This window comes from Caballeronia sp. GAFFF2, assembly GCF_023631485.1.
Lineage (GTDB): Bacteria > Pseudomonadota > Gammaproteobacteria > Burkholderiales > Burkholderiaceae > Caballeronia.
In genome coordinates, this window is record NZ_JALQDA010000027.1 from 1 (window position 1) to 23,633 (window position 23,633).

21 protein-coding genes are annotated in these 23,633 nt (G+C 63.3%); 15 read left to right on the forward strand and 6 right to left on the reverse strand.

Annotated elements, in window-relative coordinates:
- The first annotated feature begins 245 nt into the window (after positions 1 to 245).
- The 4 genes from NCT04_RS16455 (at position 246) to xylB (ending at position 4,598) form a co-directional block, all read left to right on the forward strand.
- Positions 246 to 890 carry an SEN1982 family lipoprotein gene (locus NCT04_RS16455; RefSeq protein WP_250466566.1) on the forward strand — a complete coding sequence of 215 codons (645 nt, stop codon included), beginning with the start codon at positions 246 to 248 and terminating at the stop codon, positions 888 to 890.
- A 53-nt stretch (positions 891 to 943) separates the two neighbouring features.
- Positions 944 to 1,942 (forward strand): LacI family DNA-binding transcriptional regulator, encoded by a 999-nt coding sequence (locus NCT04_RS16460; protein ID WP_244828719.1) that lies wholly within the window; start codon positions 944 to 946, stop codon positions 1,940 to 1,942.
- 90 nt (positions 1,943 to 2,032) lie between these two features.
- The gene (locus NCT04_RS16465; protein ID WP_250466567.1) at positions 2,033 to 3,817 is read left to right on the forward strand and encodes an IlvD/Edd family dehydratase; all 1,785 of its coding nucleotides are present in this window, start codon (positions 2,033 to 2,035) and stop codon (positions 3,815 to 3,817) included.
- A 13-nt stretch (positions 3,818 to 3,830) separates the two neighbouring features.
- Complete coding sequence (gene xylB, locus NCT04_RS16470; RefSeq protein ID WP_250466569.1) at positions 3,831 to 4,598, forward strand: D-xylose 1-dehydrogenase; 768 nt, start codon at positions 3,831 to 3,833, stop codon at positions 4,596 to 4,598.
- A gap of 58 nt (positions 4,599 to 4,656) precedes the next feature.
- Here the strand turns inward: xylB and NCT04_RS16475 are convergent, their stop codons facing one another.
- Entirely contained in the window at positions 4,657 to 4,992 is a 336-nt protein-coding gene (locus tag NCT04_RS16475; protein WP_244828716.1) for a hypothetical protein, read from the reverse strand.
- Positions 4,993 to 5,349: 357 nt separating this feature from the next.
- On the opposite strand from NCT04_RS16475, the gene NCT04_RS16480 reads away from it, so the two are divergent.
- The 8 genes from NCT04_RS16480 to NCT04_RS16515 all read left to right on the forward strand — a co-directional run bounded on the left by NCT04_RS16480 (position 5,350) and on the right by NCT04_RS16515 (position 15,427).
- Positions 5,350 to 6,531 (forward strand): MBL fold metallo-hydrolase, encoded by a 1,182-nt coding sequence (locus tag NCT04_RS16480; protein WP_250466571.1) that lies wholly within the window; start codon positions 5,350 to 5,352, stop codon positions 6,529 to 6,531.
- 138 nt (positions 6,532 to 6,669) lie between these two features.
- On the forward strand, positions 6,670 to 8,310 hold the full coding sequence (locus NCT04_RS16485; RefSeq protein ID WP_250466572.1) for a methyl-accepting chemotaxis protein: 1,641 nt from the start codon (positions 6,670 to 6,672) through the stop codon (positions 8,308 to 8,310).
- A 13-nt stretch (positions 8,311 to 8,323) separates the two neighbouring features.
- On the forward strand, positions 8,324 to 8,791 hold the full coding sequence (locus tag NCT04_RS16490) for a chemotaxis protein CheW (protein WP_250466574.1): 468 nt from the start codon (positions 8,324 to 8,326) through the stop codon (positions 8,789 to 8,791).
- On the forward strand, positions 8,788 to 10,116 hold the full coding sequence (locus tag NCT04_RS16495) for a CheR family methyltransferase (protein WP_250466575.1): 1,329 nt from the start codon (positions 8,788 to 8,790) through the stop codon (positions 10,114 to 10,116). The genes NCT04_RS16490 and NCT04_RS16495 overlap by 4 nt, the downstream gene beginning before the upstream one ends.
- Positions 10,113 to 10,829 carry a chemotaxis protein CheW gene (locus tag NCT04_RS16500; protein WP_250466577.1) on the forward strand — a complete coding sequence of 239 codons (717 nt, stop codon included), beginning with the start codon at positions 10,113 to 10,115 and terminating at the stop codon, positions 10,827 to 10,829. The genes NCT04_RS16495 and NCT04_RS16500 overlap by 4 nt, the downstream gene beginning before the upstream one ends.
- A complete protein-coding gene (locus tag NCT04_RS16505) occupies positions 10,826 to 13,264 on the forward strand; it encodes a hybrid sensor histidine kinase/response regulator (protein WP_250466578.1) in 2,439 nt (812 codons plus the stop codon). Before NCT04_RS16500 ends, NCT04_RS16505 begins: the two co-directional genes overlap by 4 nt.
- Before the next feature lie 16 nt (positions 13,265 to 13,280).
- Positions 13,281 to 14,312: a chemotaxis response regulator protein-glutamate methylesterase gene (locus NCT04_RS16510; RefSeq protein WP_250466580.1), complete on the forward strand. Its 1,032-nt coding sequence runs from the start codon at positions 13,281 to 13,283 to the stop codon at positions 14,310 to 14,312.
- Entirely contained in the window at positions 14,309 to 15,427 is a 1,119-nt protein-coding gene (locus NCT04_RS16515; protein ID WP_284503312.1) for a diguanylate cyclase, read from the forward strand. The genes NCT04_RS16510 and NCT04_RS16515 overlap by 4 nt, the downstream gene beginning before the upstream one ends.
- A 78-nt stretch (positions 15,428 to 15,505) precedes the next feature.
- Here the strand turns inward: NCT04_RS16515 and NCT04_RS16520 are convergent, their stop codons facing one another.
- The 5 genes from NCT04_RS16520 to clcA form a co-directional block, all read right to left on the reverse strand.
- A complete protein-coding gene (locus tag NCT04_RS16520) occupies positions 15,506 to 15,667 on the reverse strand; it encodes a DUF1328 domain-containing protein (RefSeq protein ID WP_035967564.1) in 162 nt (53 codons plus the stop codon).
- A gap of 231 nt (positions 15,668 to 15,898) precedes the next feature.
- Positions 15,899 to 16,069, reverse strand: coding sequence for a hypothetical protein (locus NCT04_RS16525; RefSeq protein ID WP_244828708.1), 171 nt, complete (start codon positions 16,067 to 16,069; stop codon positions 15,899 to 15,901).
- 316 nt (positions 16,070 to 16,385) lie between these two features.
- The gene (locus NCT04_RS16530) at positions 16,386 to 17,000 is read right to left on the reverse strand and encodes a LysE family translocator (protein ID WP_250466581.1); all 615 of its coding nucleotides are present in this window, start codon (positions 16,998 to 17,000) and stop codon (positions 16,386 to 16,388) included.
- A 118-nt stretch (positions 17,001 to 17,118) separates the two neighbouring features.
- Entirely contained in the window at positions 17,119 to 18,147 is a 1,029-nt protein-coding gene (locus tag NCT04_RS16535; RefSeq protein WP_250466583.1) for an aldo/keto reductase, read from the reverse strand.
- Positions 18,148 to 18,268: 121 nt separating this feature from the next.
- On the reverse strand, positions 18,269 to 19,612 hold the full coding sequence (clcA, locus tag NCT04_RS16540; RefSeq protein ID WP_250466585.1) for a H(+)/Cl(-) exchange transporter ClcA: 1,344 nt from the start codon (positions 19,610 to 19,612) through the stop codon (positions 18,269 to 18,271).
- A gap of 192 nt (positions 19,613 to 19,804) precedes the next feature.
- Between clcA and NCT04_RS16545 the strand changes: the two genes are divergently transcribed.
- The 3 genes from NCT04_RS16545 (at position 19,805) to NCT04_RS16555 (ending at position 23,583) form a co-directional block, all read left to right on the forward strand.
- On the forward strand, positions 19,805 to 22,114 hold the full coding sequence (locus NCT04_RS16545) for a VTT domain-containing protein (protein WP_250466587.1): 2,310 nt from the start codon (positions 19,805 to 19,807) through the stop codon (positions 22,112 to 22,114).
- Positions 22,111 to 22,863 carry an endonuclease/exonuclease/phosphatase family protein gene (locus tag NCT04_RS16550; RefSeq protein WP_244828703.1) on the forward strand — a complete coding sequence of 251 codons (753 nt, stop codon included), beginning with the start codon at positions 22,111 to 22,113 and terminating at the stop codon, positions 22,861 to 22,863. The genes NCT04_RS16545 and NCT04_RS16550 overlap by 4 nt, the downstream gene beginning before the upstream one ends.
- 231 nt (positions 22,864 to 23,094) lie before the next feature.
- The gene (locus NCT04_RS16555) at positions 23,095 to 23,583 is read left to right on the forward strand and encodes an HU family DNA-binding protein (protein WP_250466589.1); all 489 of its coding nucleotides are present in this window, start codon (positions 23,095 to 23,097) and stop codon (positions 23,581 to 23,583) included.
- Positions 23,584 to 23,633 lie beyond the last annotated feature (50 nt).

Genomic DNA, 23,633 nt, shown 5'->3' on the forward strand with positions numbered 1-23,633 from the left:
TGATAGTGCGGATCTCCCGTGTGAAAGTAGGTAATCGTCAGGCTCCTCATGCAGCAACAAAAACCCCACCCCCAAACCAGGTGGGGTTTTTGCATTTCTGCGGCGTTGGGCGTGCGAGAGAACACGACGTCAACGCATCCATTAGAGTCAGGCACGTTATAAGCTTCGAAGGCTGTGATTCTGTCGGTAGAATGGCAACGCAAGGTTGTCCATGCCGAACGATTAGGCTGACCTCTGGAGCGCATATGAGAACGAGTCTGTTGATCGCCGCCGTGAGCGTCTCGCTGCTATTCGCAGCCTGCGGCAAGAAGAACGATGCGAGCGAGTCCAGTCTGGGCGACGCCATTTCCGCCGATATGAAAACAGATCGCGGGCTTCTGTGTCTGAATCGCAGTGGACGTGGCCCGTACACATTTCCATCGGCCTATACGAGTCGCGACCTCAACGAATATTCCGGCGCCGCGCTGCGTGAGCAACTCGCGGCGCTCGAAAAAAGCGGACTTATCGCGCGCTCCGCGGCGACGCCCGCCAATGCCAATGCCAAGCAAAATGGCATTGCATATAGCCTGACGGGCGAAGGGCAAAAGTACGCGGTTGAAACCACGCGTCCGGCTGGCGACCCGAACGCCACCAGCGATTCCCGTGTCTGGATGCTGTGCTACGCGCACGTCAAGCTCGACAAGGTCGTCAGTTGGACAGAGCCTGATCCCACCGCGCATCGTTCGGACGTCACCTACACCTATAAGCTCGATAATCCCGCGTCGTGGGTCGACGACCGCGACATCAAGCGCGCTTTCCCCGACCTGACCGCCGCCGATCGCGAAGCGGGCGAGACCAAGCTGCACGTCACGCTCGAACAGCGTACCGATGGCTGGGTGCGCGTGGATTGAGGAACTTCGCGCAAGCCAGGCCGAGCGACGACGCGCCATCGGGTCCGCCCCGCATGTCCGATGTAGCGGCGCTCGCGGGCGTCTCGAAAATGACGGTATCGCGCGTGCTCGCGGGACACAGCGTTGCCCTGGCGACTCGTGAGCGCGTGCAGAAAGCCATCGAAGAACTCGGCTATGTAGCGGATGCCGCCGCCGGTGCGCTTTCATCCGGGCGGTCGGAATTCGTTGCCGTGCTCGTGCCGTCGCTCGCAAGCTCCAACTTCTCCGATACGGTGCGCGGTCTGTCCGCGTCGCTCGAACCGCATGGCTTGCAACTGCTGATCGGCGATACCGACTACGACTTGCAGCGCGAAGAACGCATCGTGCGTTCGATGCTGCGTCATCAACCACGCGCCATCGCACTGACCGGCTCGCGTCACACGGACGCTGCCCGCGTTTTGTTGCGCCGCTCAGGCGTACCTGTCGTGGAAATGTGGGATGCGCCCGCCGAGCCAATTGATTCCGCCGTCGGCTTCTCCAACGTCAGCGCCGCGCGCGCGATGGTGCGCCATCTTGCGGAACGCGGCCATCAACGTATCGGATTTCTGGGTGGCGCGAGTGAGTTGGACAGGCGCGGCCTCGACCGGCTCAAGGGCTTTCGTTCGCAGATGAAGGCGTTCGGTCTCGACGATACCCGCGTCATCCGGCTAGGCGACTCGCCGATCACGATGAGCCACGGCGGCCCTGCAATGGCCGCGCTGCTCGAAGCATGGCCGGATACGCAAGCCGTGATGTGCGTGAGCGACATGTCCGCGTTCGGCGCGATAATGGAATGCCACAGGCGCGGGCTTCGCGTGCCGCAGGACATCGCCATTGCGGGCTTCGGCAACTTCGAAGTCGCCATGTGCTGCACGCCGTCGATCACAACCGTTTCCGTCGATGCTTACGGCATCGGTTCGCGCACGGGCGCGACGCTGCTCGAAGCGATCGAAGCGCGCGATCGCGGAGTGATGGAGGGGATGGGCAAGAAGGTACGCGTCGGTTATTCGGTATTGGCGCGCGAGAGTGCTTAGGCGCATATCGAAGTAACTCGAACGCTGCGATAAACAACCCGCCCGTGTTACCGGTAACATAACGCAATCGAAAACCACGGAGACAACCCCATGCCCCAGCATCCAACTCGCCGTCTACGTAGCCAGGAATGGTTCGACGATCCCTCGCACGCCGACATGACCGCGCTCTATGTCGAGCGCTTCATGAACTACGGTCTTACGCGCGAGGAGCTGCAATCGGGCAGGCCGATCATCGGTATCGCTCAGACGGGTAGCGATCTCGCGCCATGCAATCGCCACCATATCGAGCTTGCCGAGCGCACGAAAGCCGGTATTCGCGATGCGGGCGGCATTCCCATGGAGTTCCCCGTGCATCCGCTCGCGGAGCAAAGCCGCCGTCCGACCGCCGCGCTCGATCGCAACCTGGCCTATCTCGGTCTCGTCGAAGTGTTGCACGGCTTCCCGCTCGATGGCGTCGTTCTCACGACCGGCTGTGACAAGACCACGCCCGCATGTCTGATGGCAGCGGCGACCGTCGATCTGCCGGCCATCGTGCTGTCAGGCGGGCCGATGCTCGACGGCTGGTACGAAGGCAAGCGCGTCGGCTCGGGCACGGTCATCTGGCATGCACGCAATCTGCTTGCGGCAGGCGAGATCGATTACGAAGGCTTCATGCAACTCACGACCGCATCGTCGCCGTCCATCGGCCATTGCAACACCATGGGCACCGCGCTCTCCATGAACAGCCTCGCCGAAGCGCTCGGCATGTCGCTGCCGACTTGCGCGAGCATTCCCGCCGCATATCGCGAGCGCGGTCAGATGGCGTATGCGACGGGCAAGCGCATCGTCGACATGGTGCGCGAGGACTTGCGGCCATCGCAGATCATGACGCGCGAGGCTTTCGAGAACGCGATCGTCGTGGCGTCGGCGCTGGGTGCATCGACCAATTGCCCGCCGCATCTGATCGCGATTGCGCGTCATATCGGTATCGAATTGAGTCTGGAGGATTGGCAGCGTTATGGCGAGGACGTGCCGCTGATCGTGAACTGCATGCCTGCTGGAGAGTATCTCGGCGAGAGCTTTCATCGCTCGGGCGGGGTGCCGGCCGTGCTCAGGCAACTCGATGCGGCCGGTCTCATCGAGCGCGCGTGTCGGACGGTATCGGGCCGCAGCATCGGCGAAATCGCGGACGACGCGCCCGCCGCCGACCGCGAAGTCATTCGCACGGCCGACGATCCGCTCAAGCACGGCGCGGGCTTCATGGTGCTGTCGGGCAATTTCTTCGACAGCGCGATCATGAAGATGTCCGTGGTCGGCGAGGCCTTCACGAAGACCTATCTCAGCAAGCCGGGCGAAGAGAACGTGTTCGAAGCGCGCGCCATCGTTTTCGATGGACCGGAGGATTACCATCGGCGCATCAACGATCCCGCGTTGAACATCGACGAGCATTGCATTCTCGTGATTCGCGGCTGCGGCACGGTGGGTTATCCGGGCAGCGCGGAAGTGGTCAACATGGCGCCGCCTGCGGAAATGATCAAGCGCGGCGTCGATTCCCTGCCTTGTCTCGGCGACGGCAGGCAAAGCGGCACGTCGGCGAGTCCGTCCATTCTCAACATGTCGCCGGAAGCGGCCGTCGGCGGCGGTCTCGCGCTCTTGCGCACGGGCGACCGGATTCGCGTGGACCTGAATGCGCGTTCGGTGAACGTGCTGATCGAGGAAGGCGAACTCGAAAGCCGCCGCACGCATGCCGCGTTCGCCACGCCGCCCGCGCAAACGCCGTGGCAGGAGTTGTATCGGCAGACGGTGGGGCAGTTGTCGACGGGCGGGTGTCTCGAACCCGCGACCTTGTATTTGAAGGTGATCGAGACGCGCGGCAATCCGCGTCATTCGCACTGAAGAGGAGACGCTCATGGCCTATGCAATCTATCCGAGCCTCGTAGACCGACATGTCGTCGTGACGGGCGGCGGCAGCGGAATTGGCGCATCCATCGTCGAGGCGTTCGCGAAGCAAGGGGCGCGCGTGTCGTTCATCGATGTCGCCGAAACCGACGCGCGCGAACTCGAACAGGCGCTCGCCAACGAAAAGCACGCGCCGAAGTTTTACCGTTGCGATCTGCGCGATACGGCCGCCATCGAAGCCATATTCGACGACATGATCGCGGCGGCGGGACCGCTCGATGCGCTTGTCAACAACGCCGCCAACGACGACCGCCATCGATGGGACGACGTGAGCGCCGCGTATTGGGACGAGCGCATGGCCGTGAATCTGCGGCATCAGTTCTTTTGCGCGCAGGCGGCGGCCAAGAGCATGCGCGCGAACCGGCGCGGCTCGATCATCAACATGGGTTCGATTTCGTGGCATCTCGCGCTGCCGGAACTCACGCTCTACATGACGGCGAAGGCGGCTATCGAAGGCCTCACGCGCGGATTGGCGCGCGATCTCGGCGCGCACGGCATTCGCGTGAATACCGTGATTCCGGGCGCCGTGCGAACGCCGCGTCAGATGAAGCTGTGGCAGTCGCCCGACAGCGAGGCCGCGCTTCTTGCGCAGCAGTGTCTGCACGAGCGAATCGATCCGGAACACGTCGCGCGGATGGTGCTCTTTTTGGCATCCGACGATGCGGCGCGCTGCACGGGGCGCGATTATTTTGTCGATGCGGGATGGTTTGGAACCTGAGCGTTACGGCCAGGACGTTCCATGTGTCGTCTGCCCGTAACGTAACGTACACGGCACCTCACACCCGCGCGTCGCGCCCACGCATTGCACGCGGCGTCGCCTTCACCTTCGGCACGCTGCTGGTTTCGATGTAATGCTGCACGCGTTCGGCCGCGTCGTAGTAGCCGCGTTCATCGAGCCAATGCCAGACTGCCGCGAGGAAGAGCCCGAGGCCCGTATGGCCGCAATGGGCGATGAAATCCGCGACGCCTTCGGCCAGCGCGGCATCGCGCCCGGGCTCCTGCAGTGCGCTCGCCACGTGAGAGGCGCTGCGCGACACGAGCATGGCGTGCATCGAGAAAAGTTGCGGATTGAACGTGCGTGCAGCGTGACTGCGTTGTTTACTGCCCATCATCGGGCCCCCGGTTTCGAAAGTGCGGTGTACGGCGCGCTCGGTCCTGAACTGCTAGATGAGAAACGAGCGCGCGCCACCAATGGTCTATTTGGATTGTTCGTGACGCCTGTGCCGACGTTCGGAGCGGTTTATTGCAAGAAACGGGCCTACTTTGTCGATTTCGTTGTCCCGCCTTGCGGGATAAGGCAGACGAATACATGCGGCTTCATCCAAACAGCACCTGCCGGTGCGAAAAGACAAGTTTTTCTACATTCCGTAGAATCAATTGCCCGGCGTGCTTAATTCATAGCGAAGCCTAAGAAGCCGCCAACCGCGCATGGCCTGGCCTAAAGCCCAATGCGCTCAACCGGTCAACTCATGCGCCGTATCCTTGCGAGCCTTTTCAATGCAGGACAGCACGGCCCGCGCGCCGTCGTATGTGCCTTCGCCGTGCTGGCCGGCTGCTCCGGCAACACGGTCGCGCAGAGTGAGGAGCCAGCGAGCGCGAGCACCGCGAAGACCGATGCGCAAACCCAGCCGCAGCCGTTGCATCACGCGAAGCACACCGCGTCCGGCTTCGAGAACGACTACGGCCAGTTGCCGCACGAGTCGCTTCTGAAGTGGCGCTGGGAGCGCTTGCGGCAGGGTCTGCCCAAGCCGCCCGCGAACGGATATCGGTTTCCGATGGCGCATCCCGACATCGCCTGGCTCAAGGCCAATCGCACGGAGAACACGTTCACGTGGATCGGCCACGCGAGCGCGCTGCTGCAAATCAACGGCGTGAACATCCTCGCCGATCCGGTGTTCTCCGAACGCGCGTCGCCGTTCTCGTTCGCGGGTCCGAAGCGCAAAACGCCGCCCGGGCTCACACTCAACGAGTTGCCGCACATCGATATCGTGCTGATTTCGCATAATCACTACGATCATCTGGATAAGGCGAGCGTCGAAGCGCTCAACCGGCAGGCGGGCGGCCCGCCGCGCTTTCTGGTGCCGCTCGGCGTGAAGAAGTGGATGAACGACGACGGCATCCAGAACGCGGAAGAACTCGACTGGAGCGACGAAACCCATGTTGCCGGCCTCGATATCTGGTTTGTGCCGAGCCGGCACTGGTCGGCGCGCACGCCCTTCGACCGCGCGGAAACGCTGTGGGGCGGCTGGGTCGTGAAGACGCCGGCGGGCGCGGCGCATCCGTTTTCGTTTTACTTCGCGGGCGACACGGGTTATTCGCCGGACTTTCGCGATATCGGCGCGCGCTTCGGCGGCTTCGACCTTGCGCTCATTCCCATCGGCGCGTACGACCCGCGCTGGTTCATGCACGGCCAGCACGTCGACCCCGAGGAAGCCGTGCGGATCTTCCAGGACGTGCAGGCGAAGAAGGCGATTGGCATCCACTGGGGCACGTTCGAACTCACCGACGAGCCGCTCGACGAGCCGCCGCGCCGGCTCGCCGATGCCGTGCGCCGCGCGGGCCTGCCCGCCGATTCCTTCACCGTGCTCAAACACGGCGAAATGATCCGTCTCGATTCCTCCCCCTCAAGCGCCGCCGCAATCAGCCGTTAACCCAGTCAACTGCACTGGCATATACCGTGCATGGTGCGTGGGACGCCGCGCGCAGTCAGAACGCGCGCGCCGCAAACGATTCAATGCTCGTGACGCCTTCCGACGCGGTTTCATACGGTCCGCGCCGATCGATTACACATGAGGGTTCATCGCGTGAAGCATCTGTCCATCCGGCATCGCATACTGGCGAGTTTCGGCGTCATTCTCTTCCTGATGCTGGTCATGGCCGCGCTGTCCTATACGCTGCTCGGCGGTATCGACCGCGAGGCGAAAAGCCTCGAAGAAGATTCGATGGTCGGTCTTTCGCTGTCCAACGATCTGCGCGCGGCCTGGCTCGAAAGCTACGCCGTGACGCAACGCCTGGTCTTCGCCGATAGCGACGAGGCACTCATTCGCCGCGATAGCGACCGTCTGACGCAAACGCGCGCGACGCTCGACAAGCTCATCGAGAACTACGCGCCGACCGTCCACGAAGAAGACGAGCGCCGCATCTTCGACGAATTCAGGCATCAGCGCGCGCTCTACGCGCCGCTGCAGGACGAAGCGCTGCGCGGTCTCATCGATTCGAAACAAGCCGGCGCCACGGTGTTCAACACGCGCCTGACGCCAGTCTGGGAAGCGGGGCAAAACGCGGCGCGCGCGCTCGTCGACTACAACGAGGCGAGCAACACGAGTTCGGTCAAGAGCATCCGTCATTCGGTGGGCAAGTCGGAGACGACGCTCGTCGTCATCATGCTGGTGGCGTTGGCCACGGCCGCCGTGCTCGGCTTTCTGCTAATGCGCGCGCTGACCGTGCCGATGCTGCGTCTCGTCGATGTCGTCGACAAGATGCGTACGGGCGATTTCACGCAGCGGCTCGACCTCGCGCGCGCCGATGAGTTCGGCACGCTCGAAGCGGGTTTCAACCGCATGACCGACGAACTCACGGGGCTCGTCGGGCAGGCGCAGAAGTCTGCGCTGCAAGTGACGACATCGGTCTCCGAAATCGCCGCCACCGCACGCGAGCAGCAAGCGACCGCGAGCGAGACTGCGGCAACCACGACGGAAATCGGCGCGACGTCACGCGAGATCTTCGCGACGGCGCGCGATCTCGTACGCACGATGAACGAAGTGTCGGGCGTCGCGGAACAGTCGGCGACGCTCGCGGGCACGGGTCACGCCGGACTCACGCGCATGGAGGAAACCATGCGGCACGTGATGGAAGCGGCCGGTTCGGTGAACGGCAAGCTCGCGATCCTCAACGAGAAGGCGGGCAACATCAATCAGGTCGTCGCGACCATCACGAAGGTGGCGGATCAGACGAACCTGCTTTCACTGAACGCGGCCATCGAAGCGGAAAAAGCCGGCGAGTACGGGCGCGGCTTCGCGGTGGTGGCCACCGAGATTCGGCGTCTTGCGGATCAAACCGCGGTCGCGACCTTCGATATCGAACAAATGGTCAAGGAGATTCAGTCTTCGGTCGCGGCGGGCGTGATGGGCATGGACAAGTTCTCGGAGGAAGTGCGGCGGGGCATGCTCGACGTGCAGCAAGTGGGCGGGCAACTGTCGCAGATCATCCATCAAGTGCAGACGCTTGCGCCGCGCGTGTCGATGGTCAACGAAGGCATGCAGACGCAGGCAGCCGGCGCGGACCAGATTTCTCAGGCGCTCTCGCAATTGTCGGAAGCCGCGCAGCAGACGGCGGAGTCGTTGCGTCAATCGACTCAGGCCATCGACGACCTGACGCATGTCGCCAACGGTCTGCGCACCGGCGTATCGCGCTTCAAGGTGGCCGCGTAAAGCGGCGCGCGCCATGCTCTTCGTCCAGTTCACGCTCGGCTCCGATCGCTATCTGCTCGACAGCGCGCAGATCGAGCGCATGTTGCCGCTCGCGCCGTTGAAGGCGCTGCCCGGCGCGCCGGAGTGGGTTGCGGGCCTGTTCGATTACGAAGACGCACCCGTGCCCGTGATCGATGTCGCGGCGCTGGCGCTCGGGCGCGCGTCGCGCGAACGCTTGTCGACGCGGCTCGCGCTCGTCGCTTACCGGCGCGGCGGCGCGCACGATTCGACGACGCATCGACTGGGTCTCGTGCTCGAACAGGCAACCCGCACCGTCACGCTCGATACCGCCGCGTTCGCCGATGCGGGCATCGACACGCCGCACGCACGCTATCTCGGTCCCGTCGCGCGCGATGAAGCAGGCCTGCTGCAATGGGTGCGCATGGAACATTTGTTGCCGCTCGACGTGCAGGCGTTGCTCTTTGCCGAGAGCACATCATGAACGAAGACAACACGCGCCGCTTTACCGAGCTGCTGCATCGGACGATCGGGCTCGACGCCGAGTCTATCGGCACGAACGCGGTGATGCGCGCGGTGCGCGAGCGCTTCGATGCATCGCGCGCGGTGACGCTCGACGACTACTACCACGCCGTATCAAACGATCCCGCGCTGTTGCAGGAACTGATCGAAGCGGTCGTCGTGCCGGAAACGTGGTTCTTTCGCGATCCCGAGGTCTATACGGCGCTCGCGCGGCTTGCGCGCATTCGTCTGTCGGAGCGCCCTTCGAACCCCGTGCGCGTGCTGAGCCTGCCCTGCTCGACGGGCGAGGAAGCCTATTCGGTGGCGATGGCCTTGAGCGATGCAGGCATCGCGGCGGACCGCTTCGTCATCGAGGCTATCGATGTAAGCGAACGCGCGTTGTCGCATGCGCGCCGCGCGCACTATGGACGCAATGCGTTTCGTGGCCGCGCGCTGGGTTTTCGTGACCGGCATTTTCGCGCGACCGAAGACGGCTGGCAGCTCGACGAGCGCATGGCGCGCTGTGTGCGCTTCACGCAAGCCAATCTGTTTCAACTCGATGCGCGCATGTTCGAACGCTTCGACTTCATTCTGTGCCGCAACGTGCTGATCTACTTCGATCGCGAGACGCAGAGCGCCGCGTTGCGCGTGCTCGACAGCTTGCTGGCCGACGGCGGCATGCTCTTTATCGGACCTGCTGAAACGGGTCTCCTGATGCGCGAAGGCATGAGTCCCGCGAACATTCCGCTGGCTTTCGCGTTCAGAAGGCCCGAGCGCGAGATCGTGAATGCCGCTCCTCCGCTAAAGCCCGCGGCATCCGGCGAATTCGTCATGCCTGCATGGGCGCGAGGCGCTACGCGTGTGGACTCGTCGAAGATCTCCGTGTCGAAGCCGATGGCGTTTGCAGCGCCTGCAATGGCGTTGCATCGAACCTCGACACCGGTGAGCGTCAATCCGGCGCCGGCCTCGACGCCAACGCCAACGCCAACGCCAACGCCAACGCCAACGCTCGCGCAAGCCCACGCTCTCGCCGATGCCGGTTCGCTGATCGAAGCCGAATCCATCGCGCGCGGGTGGTTGCACAAGCACCCGGCAAGCGCGGATGCGTACTATCTGCTCGGCGTGATCGCCGATGCCCGCAACGCGCACGACGAATCGCGCGCGCATTATCGCCGCGCGCTTTATCTCGATCCGACGCATCGCGAAGCGCTCACGCATCTTGCCGCGCTGCTTCAACTCGATGGCGACACGGACCGCGCGCGCATCATGCTGGCTCGCGCCGAACGCAGCGCCGAGAGCGCGCGATGAACGCCCGCACGCCGCTCATTCCCGATGTCATCGACGACTGCTGGAACCGCATCGGCGTGCGCGGCGACGGCTCGTGTCCGAAGCTCGAACGGTACGTGCATTGCCGTAATTGCCCGGTCCATGAGTCGGCGGCGGCGCGCGTGCTCGATCGTGTCGATGCGGTTTCGGTCGTCGAGCGCTTCAAGGGCGACGCAAAACGAACGCGCGACGCAGCCGATGCCGTTTCGTATCTCGTGTTTCGCATCGGCGGCGAATGGCTCGGCTTGCCGACCGCGTGTTGTGCGCAGGTCGCGCAACTTCGGCCGGTGCATACGTTGCCGCATCGGCGTAACCGCGCGGTGCTCGGCGTCGTGAACGTGCGTGGACGTTTGCTGGTATGCGTGTCGCTGGCGCGTCTCTTCGGTATCGAGGAAAGCGTGGCGAAAGCGGTTTCGAAATCGCAAGTTGTCGATGCACGCGAACTCGGCCGTCTGCTCGTCGTTCAACGGCATCGGGATGACGCGCACGCGGATGACGAAGGACCGCTCGCTTTTCCCGTCGATGCCGTCGATGGCGTGCATCGCTTTTCGGCCGCGCGTTTGCAGCCGGTGCCCGCGACGCTCGCGCAACGTCATGCGTCGCATACGCAGGCGCTTGCGCCGTTCAAGGATACGACCGTCGGCTTGCTCGATGCCGAACGTCTCATCGACAGTCTCGACGGGAGTCTCGGATGACGAGTGCCGATCCCGGACGCCGCTCGCTGCTCGACCTGTTTCAGGAGGAAGCGCGCGCGCAGGCGCAGATTCTTTCCGATGGCCTCATCGCGCTGGAACGCGCGCCGAACGATCCGGTCACGCTCGAAGCGTGCATGCGCGCGGCGCATTCGCTTAAGGGCGCGGCGCGCATCGTCGGTGTGCCGGTCGGCGTGACGCTCGCGCATGTCATGGAGGACTGCTTCGTCGCGGCGCAGGAAGCGCGCGTGACGCTCGATGCGGTCTATATCGACATGCTCTTGTGCGGCGTGGATATGATCGTGCGGATCGGTCAGGCGGAAGAAATCGACGCGCAGACGACGCTGGAAAGCGAGGTGAATGCGTTTGTCGAGGGGTTGAATGCGCGTTTGGTGGGCGATTCGGATGGATCGCGCGAGTTGGCGTTGGCAACGTCCACGGCGGATGAGACGGACAGGCTTCGCCTAGGCGCAACTTATGATGTTTCGTCGCGCGATCGTGCAAACGATGAGCCTCGTTCGCACACACCGCGTCATACGCATTCCGCAATGCGCTCGAACGAAGCTCACGCGCTTCACGCAAGCGATGAATCGAATCTCACATCGCGTTCTGACGAAGCCCACACGCTGCGCGCAAGCGCCGAAACGCATCGTTCACGAGCGTCGCAAGAAGCATCACGCCCAACCGAAGCCCGCATGCTTCGCGTGCGCGCCGAAACTCTCGACCGCCTGTTGAGTCACTCCGGCGAGACGCTCGTCGAATCGCGCTGGCTCAAGCCTTTCTCGCAATCGATGCTGCGCGTGAAGCGCATTCAGCATGACGCGAGCCGCGCGCTCGAACGCCTGCACGACACCTTCGCCGACAGCGCGCCACTCGACGCGCGCGCACAGGCCGCGCTCGACGAAGCCCGGCGCCTGACGAACGAAGCGCATCGGCAACTGAGCGAGCGGCTCGCCGAACTCGAAAACTACGACCGCCGCTCGACGCATCTCGCGCAACAAATCTACGACGAAGCGCTCGCTTGCCGCATGCGTCCCTTCGTCGATGCAACCGGCGGCTTTGCGCGCATGGTCCGCGACGTGGCACGCTCGCTCGGCAAGGAAGTACGCCTCGTGATCGCCGGCGAAACCACGCAAGTGGACCGCGATATCCTCGATTTGCTCGACGCGCCGCTCGGCCATTTGCTGCGCAACGCGGTCGATCACGGCATCGAAGCGCCGTCGCTGAGACGCGCGCTCGGCAAGCCGGAAATCGGCACTATCACGCTCGAGGCACGGCATAGCGCGGGCGCGCTTTTCATCAGCGTATCCGACGATGGCGGCGGTATCGACCTCGATGCATTGCGCCGCAACGTCGTGCACAAACGCCTTGCAAGCGAAGACACGGCCGTGCGTCTTTCCGAGGCGGAACTGCTCGAATTCCTCTTTCTGCCAGGCTTCACCATGCGCGACGCCGTCACCGATGTATCCGGCCGCGGCGTCGGGCTCGACGCCGTGCAAGACGTCGTGAGGCAAGTGCGCGGCAGTCTGCGCGTGACGCAGGATGCCCACGCCGGCACGCGCTTCGTGCTGCAGTTGCCGATCACGCTGTCGGTCATTCGCAGCCTGATCGTCGAAGTCGCGGGCGAGCCCTATGGCTTGCCGCTTGCGCATGTCGTGCGCACGCTCGTGCTGCCGGCGAACGCTATCGATACGCTCGAAGGTCAGCAGCATTTCGCCTTCGACGGCAAGCGGCTGGGTCTTGTGACGGCGCATCAAATCTTGCAGACGCCGAGCTTCGAAGCCACGAACGACGCGCTCGATGTCGTCGTGATCGGGCAGGGCGCGTCGAGTTACGGCATCGTCGTGGACCGCTTTCTCGGCGAACGCATGCTCGTCGTGCAACCGCTCGACAAACGGCTCGGCAAGGTGCGCAACATCGCGGCGGGCGCGTTGATGGAAAACGGCGACCCGCTGCTCATCGCCGATCTCGACGACTGGCTGCGCTCCGTCGAAAAGCTCGTCGCGGGCGGCGAACTCGGTCGTGTCGATAGAAGCGCGTCACGCACGACGACAGCAAGCGCGAAACGTGTGCTCGTGGTCGACGATTCACTCACCGTGCGCGAGCTCGAACGCAAGCTGCTTGCATCACGCGGCTACGACGTCGCCATCGCGGTGGATGGCATGGACGGCTGGAACGCGGTGCGCGGCGAGCACTTCGATCTCGTCATCACGGATATCGACATGCCGCGTCTCGACGGCATCGAGCTCGTGACGCTCATCAAACGCGACGCGCAACTTGCGCGCACGCCCGTGATGATCGTGTCGTACAAGGACCGCGCGGAAGATCGCCAGCGCGGTCTCGATGCGGGCGCGGATTACTATCTCGCCAAGGGCAGTTTTCACGATCAGGCGCTGCTCGACGCGGTGCGCGATCTCATCGGCGAGGCGAAGCCATGACCACGGAGCGCGCGCGATGAAGATCGGTATCGTCAACGACATGCAGCTCGCGGTCGAAGCGTTGCGGCGCGCGCTTGCCATTCGCCCCGACCTCGAGATTCTGTGGGTTGCAAGCGACGGCCGGCAGGCTGTCGACCTGTGCGCTTCGCAGGCGCCGGATGTCGTGCTCATGGATCTCGTCATGCCGAACATGGATGGCGTGGCGGCCACGCGTCACATCATGGCGAAGTCGCCGTGCGCCATTCTCGTCGTCACGGTGGATATCGGCGCGAACACGTGGCGCGTGTATGAGGCGATGGGCGCGGGCGCGCTCGATGCCGTCGATACCCCCGCGCTCGCCGGTGCCGATGCGCGGCGCGGTGCAGCGGCGCTCATCGCGAAGATCGATCAGATCGGCGCACGGCTCGCGCCTTCGATGACCATGACGGCCACGCCCAAGAGCCAATCGCGGCTGCTTGCAATCGGCGCATCGGCGGGCGGCCCGGCGGCGCTCGCGACATTGCTCGGCGCATTGCCTGAAGATTTCTCCGCCGCGACCGTTATCGTGCAGCATGTGGACCGCGCCTTCGCCGAAGGCATGGCGGACTGGTTAAGCGGTCAATCCGCGCTGCCGGTGCGTATCGCGCGCGAAGGCGACGTGCCCGCGCCCGGCGTCGTGCTGCTCGCGGCGACCAACGATCATCTGCATTTCACGGATGCCACGCATCTCGGCTACACCGCGCATCCCGAAGCGTTGCCGTACCGGCCATCCGTCGATGTGTTCTTTCAGAGCGTGGTCGAACGCTGGACCGGACGCGCGGTCGGCGTACTCTTGACAGGCATGGGACGCGACGGCGCCATCGGTCTCAAGGCGATGCGCGCCAAGGGTTATCACACGATCGCGCAGGACGAAGCAACGTCCGCCGTCTACGGCATGCCGAAAGCGGCCGCCGCGCTCGATGCCGCCGTCGCGATCCTGCCGCTGCCGCGCATTGCGGGCGCACTCGCGCAAGCTTTCGACAAAGAAAAAGAAGCGCGTATAACGACATTTCCGAGGACACGTTTATGAAGCTCCCTCATCCCGATCCGCTCGCCGAACGCGTGAAGCGCGCAACGGCCGCCGCGGCTCAGAGCATCGAGCAGGCGAGCGCGCGCTCGCTGGCCCATGAACGCGCCGTATCCGAACTGCTCGCGGTGGCGCTCAATGCGCCGCCTGCCGCCGACTTGCCGGTGATGGTGCTGCTCGTGGACGATCAGGCGATCATCGCCGAGGCACTGCGCCGCGCGCTCGCCGACGAACCGAATGTCGATCTGCACTATTGCGCCGATCCCGCGAGCGCGCTTGCCGTCGCGCGCGAAACGCGGCCGACGGTGATCCTGCAGGATCTCGTGATGCCCGGCGTCGATGGACTCACGCTCGTGCGCCAGTACCGCGAACATCCGGCTACGCGCGACATTCCCATCATCGTGCTTTCGACGAAAGAAGAGCCGCGTATCAAGAGCGCGGCGTTCGCGGCGGGCGCGAACGACTATCTCGTGAAGCTGCCCGATACCATCGAACTGGTGGCGCGCGTGCGATATCACTCGCGTTCGTATCAGAACCTGCTGCAGCGCGACGAAGCGTATCGCGCGTTGCGACAGTCGCAGCAAAAGCTCCTGGAAACGAATCTGGAATTGCAGCGCCTCACGCATTCGGACGGTCTCACGGGACTCTCGAATCGTCGACGACTCGACGATTATCTCGATGCCGAATGGCGACGTGCGGCGCGCGATCGCGCATCGGTCGGCTTTCTCATGATCGATGTCGACAACTTCAAGTCGTATAACGATACCTACGGACACGTCGCCGGCGACGATGTGTTGAAGCTTATCGCGCATGCCATCGAAACCAGTCTGAATCGTCCGGCCGATCTGGCCGCGCGCTTCGGTGGCGAGGAATTCGCGGTGGTGTTGCCATCGACATCGGCGCCGGGTTTGCGGCTGCTCGGCGAGAAGATTCGCATCGCGGTCGAGGCGTTGCAAGTGCCGCATGCGGGATCGGCCACGGACTTCGTGACCGTGAGTGTCGGCGGCGCGACGCAGGACGTGATCGACGAAAACGCTTCGAAACAACTGGTCGAATCGGCCGATCTCGCGCTCTATCGTGCAAAGCGCGATGGACGCAATCGCGTGATCATCGGTTGACTGGTGTAAAAAGCAAAGCCGGAAGCAAAAACGCGCGGTCCGAAGCTCCGCGCGTTTTCGTTTGGGCTCACGCTTTCGTCATCGCCTGAACACGCCGAGCAAGAGCGTAGCGAGGAAGATCACGATAAAGATGAAGAACAGGATCTTGGCGATTTCCGCCGCGCCCGTTGCGATCCCGCCGAAGCCGAAGAAAGCCGCGATGAGCGCAATGATGAAAAAAATGACAGCGTAACGGAGCATGAAGCCTCCCACGGGGACACGATTGGTTGGTTTTTGATTCGCATGCGGACTGACATCGTCGCCGCCATCGCTCATCGGTTCATGCCGCGCTTTTGTTCAATGTTCGACGCGGCACGAGGACCTGAGCAACCAATGTGCCTAAGACCATGTCTGCATTTAAATGCAACAACGCCGCGAGCACTGCTCGCGGCGTCGAGTAACGCGCTTCCATATGTGAAATGTCGATGCGCTCTAGCTGCCTGGCGCGCGATTGGAATCGGCTTCGTCTTGGAGATCGTCTTCGTCGTCGACTTCGTTTAGCGCATCCGGCAGGTTGTTCTCCATTTCGTCGCGCTCGATCTGATCGGCCAGGTCGAGAGATTTACGCGTGGCGGGACCGGATGGGCGGTTGGCTCCAGACATGGCATGACTCCTTGAACGGATTTCGAAGCCGCGCCGGGAAGTGGCGCGAGTGAACGGTGCCAGTCGAGGCACGTGCACGCCGGCAAGAGCCGCCTTAACGAATCGCTTAAGGGTGAATGCGCGATCGCTCGAAACGGCAATGGGTCGATGTCGACCGATGTCGACCACCGGGAAAAGACGCAGTCCCAAACTTGCAAGGGGGACGGCAAGAATTGCGCGGCCGGCGCGTCGGACCAGTATGCACCGGTCCGGCGGCGCGGCAAAGAGGCAATTAAAAGATCATCGGATGTTTAGCGCCGCGCTGGAAAAGCAAATCTCAGGCGAAGAAATGCGCGACGATGGGATACAGCGAGCACACGAGCAGCACGGCCATGGTGATGTTGAACGCGCGCAACCAGCGCGGTCTTGAAAGGAAGCGCCGCAACGACATGCCGAAAGCCGCCCACGCCACGATGCACGGCATGCCGATCACGACGAACAGGAGCGCCATCAGCCCGGCATTGAGCGAGAGACTCGAATGCAGATGGATGGTCGTCGCGGCGGTGAGGACCATCATCCACGCTTTGGGATTGACCCATTGAAACGCGACGGCTTCGTAAAAGCGCATGGGGCGGCGCTCGCCGTCGCGCATCTGCACGGACGACGACGTTCCGATCTTCCACGCCAAATACAGCAGATAGACTACGCTTGCGGTTTCGAGCACCGTATAAAGCCACGGCAGCCGCTCGAAGGCTTGCGCAAGCCCGAGCCCCACTGCAAGCATCAGGAGCGCGACGCCCGCACTGATGCCGAGTACATGCGGCACCGTGCGCTTCAGGCCGAAGTTGACGCCCGACGCGAGCAGCATGGTGTTGTTGGGACCGGGCGTGATGCTCGTCACCATCACGAAGAGGGCAGCGGCGGGCAAGGCGTTCAGGAAGTCGATTGGCATGGTGCAGTCCGCAAACAAAAAATCTATTGCACCAAGTGTAGGGAAAGCCGGCAGTACAGTACCGGTACAAAACGTCAGAGGCTTTCCGGTACGGTACGAGCGCCTTCAACGAGAGCTATCAGACAGGAAACGGATTGCGCTCCGCAAATCCTTGCTGATGCCAGTACGGATACGGCGGCTTCACCGTGCCCGCTTCGTCGAGCTTCTTCACCTGCTCCGCCGTGAGGTTCCAGCCGACCGCACCGAGGTTCTGCCGTAACTGTTCTTCATTGCGCGCGCCGACCAGTACGGTCGCCACCGTCGGTCTTTGCAGCAGCCAGTTCAGCGCGATTTGAGGAATGGTCTTGCCGGTTTCCTCGGCGATGGCGTCGAGCGCGTCGATCACGCGATACAGATGTTCTTCCGGCACCGGCGGCCCCATGTCGGCGGTCTTATGCAGACGGCTCGACGCGGGCAGCGGCTGGCCGCGCCTGATCTTGCCCGTGAGACGCCCCCAGCCGAGCGGACTCCACACCACCGCGCCCACGCCTTGATCGATACCGAGCGGCATCAGTTCCCATTCGTAGTCGCGCCCGATCAGCGAGTAGTAGGTCTGATTGGCGACATAGCGCGGATAGCCGTAACGGTCCGCGACATCCAGCGACTTCTGCAGATGCCAGCCCGAGAAATTCGACACGCCGGTATAGCGGATCTTGCCCGCGCGCACGAGATCGTCGAGCGTGGAGAGCGTTTCCTCGACGGGCGTTTTCGCATCGAAACCATGTAGCTGGAAGATGTCGATGTAGTCCGTCTGCAAGCGCTTCAATGCATCGTTCACGGCATGAATGAGATGGAAGCGCGACGAGCCCACGTTGTTCGGCTCGTCTTTATCGAAGCGAAAGGTCGCCTTGGTCGAGATGATGACTTTGTCGCGCCGGCCCTTGAGCGCTTCGCCGAGGATGGCTTCCGACGAGCCGCCCGAATAGATGTCGGCGGTGTCGAACATGGTCACGCCCGCGTCGAGGCAAATGTCGACGAGCCGCTGCGCTTCGCTGACGTCGGTTTCGCCCCAGGCCTGAAAGAACTCGCCCTTGCCGCCGAACGTGCCCGTGCCGAAACTCAGCACGGGTACCTTGAAGCCCGAAGCGCCTAGATGTCGATATTCCATTGTTGCGTGTCCTCATTCGGTTGTCGGTCTGTCCTGCCGCATGTATCGCGGAAGGGGGATCGTCGAGACTACCGCAATGCGCACGTATGCGCTGAGACTGCCGCCGTGCGCTTTCGCGAGGCTAACGCCGTTTTGCCGCGCGCTCGCCGAGCGAATCGTATATGGGCGGACAGCGCAGCAGCATGGGCACGAGCATGGCGGTGAAGCACGCGGTAAGCATCGGCAGGAGCAGCGTGAAGCTTGCGGTCATTTCGGTGACGAGCACGATACCCGTCATCGGCGAACGCACGACTGCCGCGAAGAACGCGGCCATGCCGACCGCCGCGAAGGTGCCGATATCGCCGGTGGATGCGGACATGCCGGGGAACCAGTCGAAGCAGATGCGGCCGAACACGAAACCCGTCTGCGCGCCGAGCACGAGCATGGGCGCGAAGAGACCGCCCGGCGTGCCGGCCGCATACGATACCGAGCCGAGCACGAAGCGCAGCGCAAGAATGGCCGTGACGCCCGCGATGCTGCCCGCGCCCACCAGCGTTCGTTGCGTGAGGACATCGCCGCCGCCCGCCAGATCGGGCGCGAACCACGCGAGCAAACCGACCGCCGCGCCAATGACAGCCGCGCGCGCGAAGGCTCTGCGCGTCGGCGATGCAATCAACGGATGACGCGTGAGCCAGTCGGATGCGTCGAGTGTCCAGAGAATCGTGCGTGAATAAGCGGTGCCCAACAGGCCGAGCGCCACGCCGAGCACGAGATGCGCGGCCGTCATGCCGAAGCCTGGAAACGGCTGCGCGGGCAGATGGAAGTCGGGCAGATCGCCGTGCATGAGACGCGCCATGGCAATCGCACTTGCCGATGCGCCGAGCGCGGCCACGGCGGTGCGCGTATCGAAGCGGCGCATCAGTTCTTCGAGCACGAACACCGCGCCCGCGATGGGCGCATTGAACGCGGTGGCGAGCCCCGCGCCCGCGCCGGCCGCGAGCAAGACGCCGCGATCGGTTGCGCTGCGTCCAAGCAAGGTGCCGATGCGATGCGCGATGCTCGCGCCCATCTGCACCGTCGGTCCTTCGCGTCCGAGCGCGAGTCCTGCACCGATGGCGAGCACGCCGCCCACGAACTTGACCGGGATGAGGATGAGCGAAGCGGGCGGCGCCTTGCCATGCAAGACTGCCTCGACATGGGGAATGCCGCTGCCGCTTGCCTCGGGCGACAAGCGCGCGACGAGCCACGCCGCCAACGCAGCGGCGAAAGCCGCCGCAAGCACCACGACAATGCTTGCCGCGCCATGCCCCGAATGCGCCCATGCAACGAGCGCGTAGCGCAGCGCATCGGCGCGTTCGAGCGAAAAGCGGAATAACGCACCGAGTGCGCCACTCGCCGCCCCGACGATGACCGCGGCTACGGCGAGCGGAATGAGTCCGCGTGGCGAGTCTGCTTCGACTTCGGCTTCGGGCTTGTAGTCGGTCATGGCGCTCGGTCGTTTGAAGGATGCGCGCCAAGCGTAGCACCGAACGCGGCTGCATCGCGGGCACGGCACTTGCAAACTTAGACTCGATGCAAATGCCGCGCTTGAATCTGGCGCGGCGAGCGAAACCTTCACGGAGCAACCGGCATGAGTCGTACCCACGAACGCACGACGTCTGACGAAGCTGCATAACGCATGACGCACGTCGATGCCCCTTTCTTCGAGCCGGACCGCAATTGCGCGAACGTGCGCCATGCGGATCGCTTCAGCCTGCTGATAGACGGTGCGGATTATTTTCGCGTGCTGCGCGAAGCGATCACGCGCGCGGAGCGCACCGTGTTCATCCTCGGTTGGGATATCGACAGCCGCATGCAGCTCACGCCGGAAGGTGTGGACGATGGTTTCCCAGCTGCGCTCGGCGACTTCCTGCATGAGATCGCGGCGAACAAGCGCCGTTTGCGCATCTACATCCTCGCGTGGGATTTCGCCATGCTGTATGCGTTCGAACGCGAATGGCTGCCGGTCTACAAGATGGGCTGGCGCACGCATCGGCGTATCGCGTTTCAGATGGACGGCAAGCATCCGATGGGCGGATCGCAACATCAGAAGGTCGTCGTGATCGACGATAAGCTCGCGTTCGTCGGCGGTCTCGATCTCACGCGTTCGCGCTGGGACACGACCGCGCATGCACCCGACGATGCGCTGCGCCGCGATGCGAACGGTGCGCCGTATCAGCCTTTCCACGATGTCCACACCATGTTCGATGGCGATGCCGCGCGCGAAATGGGTATCCTGGCGCGCGAACGCTGGGCGCGCGCGTGCGGAAGACGGCTTGCGATACGCGCACATCGCGCGGCCGCCGACAGCGATCCGTGGCCGCCTGCGCGCGCGGTCGATATCGACGATGTGCGAATCGCCATCTCGCTCACCGAGCCTGCTTACGGCGGACGTCAGCCCGTGCAGCAGATTCGCACGCAATATCTCGATGCCATCGCGAGGGCGCGCCGCTCGATCTATATCGAGAACCAGTACTTCACGTCGGGTTCCATAGGCGCGGCGCTCTCGGAGACGCTCGCGCGCGAGGACGGGCCGGACGTGGCTATCGTGGTGCCGCGCAATCAGAGCGGCTGGCTGCAGGAGGTGACGATGGGCGTGTTGCGCGCGCGGCTCAACACGCTCTTGAAAAGCGCGGACCGGCATGGGCGATATCGTCTGCTGAGCCCAGAAGTGCCCAATCTCGGCGAGCAGATCGTCAACGTGCACAGCAAACTGATGATCGTCGATGACGAATTGTTGATCGTCGGCTCCGCGAATCTGAACAATCGCTCGATGGTGCTCGACAGCGAATGCAACGTATCCATCGACGCTGGCGCCGATCAGCGCATTCGCCGCGCGATTGCGAAGATGCGCGATACGCTGCTCGCGGAACATCTCGGTTGCGAAGTCGCGGATGTCGTGCGCGAGCGCGATGCACGTGGCGGCCTCAATGCCGCGATCGAAGCGTTGCAACGCAATCGCGATGAACATCGCACGTTGATTGCGCTCGACCCGGAAGTATCGGCGGAACTGGATCAGCTCATTCCGCCCGATGCGCTGATCGACCCTGAAACGCCTATCGCCGCCGATCAGCTCGTCGAACAATTTCTGCCCAAGGAAAGGACGCGTCCGCTGATTGGCCGCTTCGCGCTTCTCGGCGTGCTCGTGCTGATGGTGGTCGGCGTGGCCGCGCTTTGGCACTGGACGCCGCTTGGCGACTACGCCAATCTGAAGTCGTTGACCAACGCCACACGCCACATCGAAGCACTGCCGTTCGCGCCGCTGTTGATCATTCTGTGCTACGTGGCGGCCGCCGTGCTCTCGGTGCCGGTGACGTTACTGATCGCGACGACGGGCATCGTGTTCGGCGGTCTATGGGGCGGCGTCTATGCGTTCGCCGGCACGCTGGCAGCGGCGGCGATCACCTATTCGCTCGGCAACTGGCTTGGGCGCGATGCCGTGCGCAAGGTCGCGGGCGCGCGCGTCAACCGGCTATCCGAACGCGTGGCGAAGCGCGGCATCGTAGCGGTCGTCGTGTTGCGGTTACTGCCGGTGGCGCCGTTCGCCATCGTCAATCTCGTGGCGGGCGCCTCGCATATCCGCATGCGCGACTTCATGATCGGCACGGCGCTCGGCATGGGACCGGGCATCGTTCTGACAGTGGCGTTCGCGCATCAACTGGTGGCGTCGTTCCGGCATCCGACGGTCGGCTCGTTCGCGGTGCTGATCGGCATCGGCGCGGCGTTACTCGGCGTGTCGCTGCTGTTGCAACGCTTCCTCGGAAGTGGCGAAGAAGAAAAAGTCCACGAAGGCGCACCGAGCGATGCCGACAAACCGCGCGCCAGCGACGAGGCGCAACGCGCGAGCCGTCTGCGCGAAAGCGGTGCGATGCCGCGCGAAACCGGCCATGCCGCAAGTAACGGCGCGAACAAGGGCGCGCCTACACGCCATGACGAGGTCAACCCATGACGATGATGCACGAAGCGGGAATGGATATCGGCAATCAATCGAAGCACGTGGCGCGTGCGAGAGAGTTGCGTATCGCGACTTACAACCTGCATGGTGCGGTTGGCATCGACGGACGTTTCGCGCCGGAGCGTATCGGTGAAGTGCTCAACGAAATCGATGCCGATATCTTCGCGCTGCAGGAAGTGCCGCTCGGCGGCAGTGCATCGTCCGATGTACTCGAAGTGCTGCAGCGCATGACGGGTCTGCACGCGGTCGCGGGCCCGACGCTCGATACACCTGCGCGCCGTTATGGCAACGCGGTCCTTACGCGCTATCCGGTGCAGGCCGTGCGCACGCTCGATCTTTCGTTCAGAAGCCGCGAACCGCGTGGCGCGCTCGATGCCGACATCGACTGTGGCGGTGAAGTGTGGCGCGTGGTCGCGACGCATCTCGGGCTTGCATCGAGCGAACGTCGCATGCAGGTCGAACAAGTGCTGCAAAAATTCGATACACCTGCCTTGCCCGTGATCCTTCTCGGCGACCTGAACGAATGGTTCGTTCATGGCCGCACCTTGCGCCGGCTCGTTACGCACTTCCATCGCGCGAGTGCGCTGCGCACGTTTCCGACGCGCTATCCGCTCTTCGCGCTCGATCGCATCTGGGTGCATCCCGGTGAACGTCTGATGAGCGTGAACGTGCATCGCACGCGCTTGTCGCGGGTTGCATCGGATCACTATCCGCTCATTGCGCATATCGCGCATCGTTCGTGACTGGCTCTTCATGAGCCTTTCAACTCGACGCATGAGCATCGATTCGATGCTCATCACTCGATCGTCGACTCGCATGTCAGCGCGACGCCACGAAAAAGCCCTAGAAAAACGATATAAAAACGCAAAAGACTCGCACGAACTCGCTTGGCGTATGTAGAATCCGGCCTGATACGAACGCATTACCGCGAACGTATTCCGATATCACTGACCAAAAACACAGGTAGGAGAAACATGCCGACTTCCGCAAAAACCGCTGCCAAGAAAGCCACGGCCAAAAAGGCCACGGTAAAGACCGCCGCACCGGTTAAGAAAGCAGCATCGAAGGTTGCCGCGAAGAAAGTACCCGCCAAGAAGGCCGTCGTTGCCAAGAAGGCAGTCGCCGCCAAGAAGACCACTGGCGCGCTGGCTCCGATCAAGGACACCTTCACCAAGGCATCGCTTGCAACGCATCTGTCCGAGCGTGCAGCCGTGGATGTGAAGGCGGTCAAGGCCGTGCTGGTCGCGCTGGAAGACACCATTCTCGGGTCCATCCACAAGAAGGGCGCAGGCGAGTTCACGCTCTCCGGTCTTCTGAAGATCACGGCGCAAACCGTTGCCGCGAAGAAGAAGCGCTTCGGCAAGGACCCGTTCACGGGCACGGAGCGCTGGTTCCCGGCCAAGCCCGCAAGCGTTCGCATCAAGGCGCGCGCGTTGAAGAAGCTGAAGGATGCCGCAGCGTAAGGTTTAAAGCCTGAACTGATTGCCTGATTTTCGGTGATCGGGAATCGAGA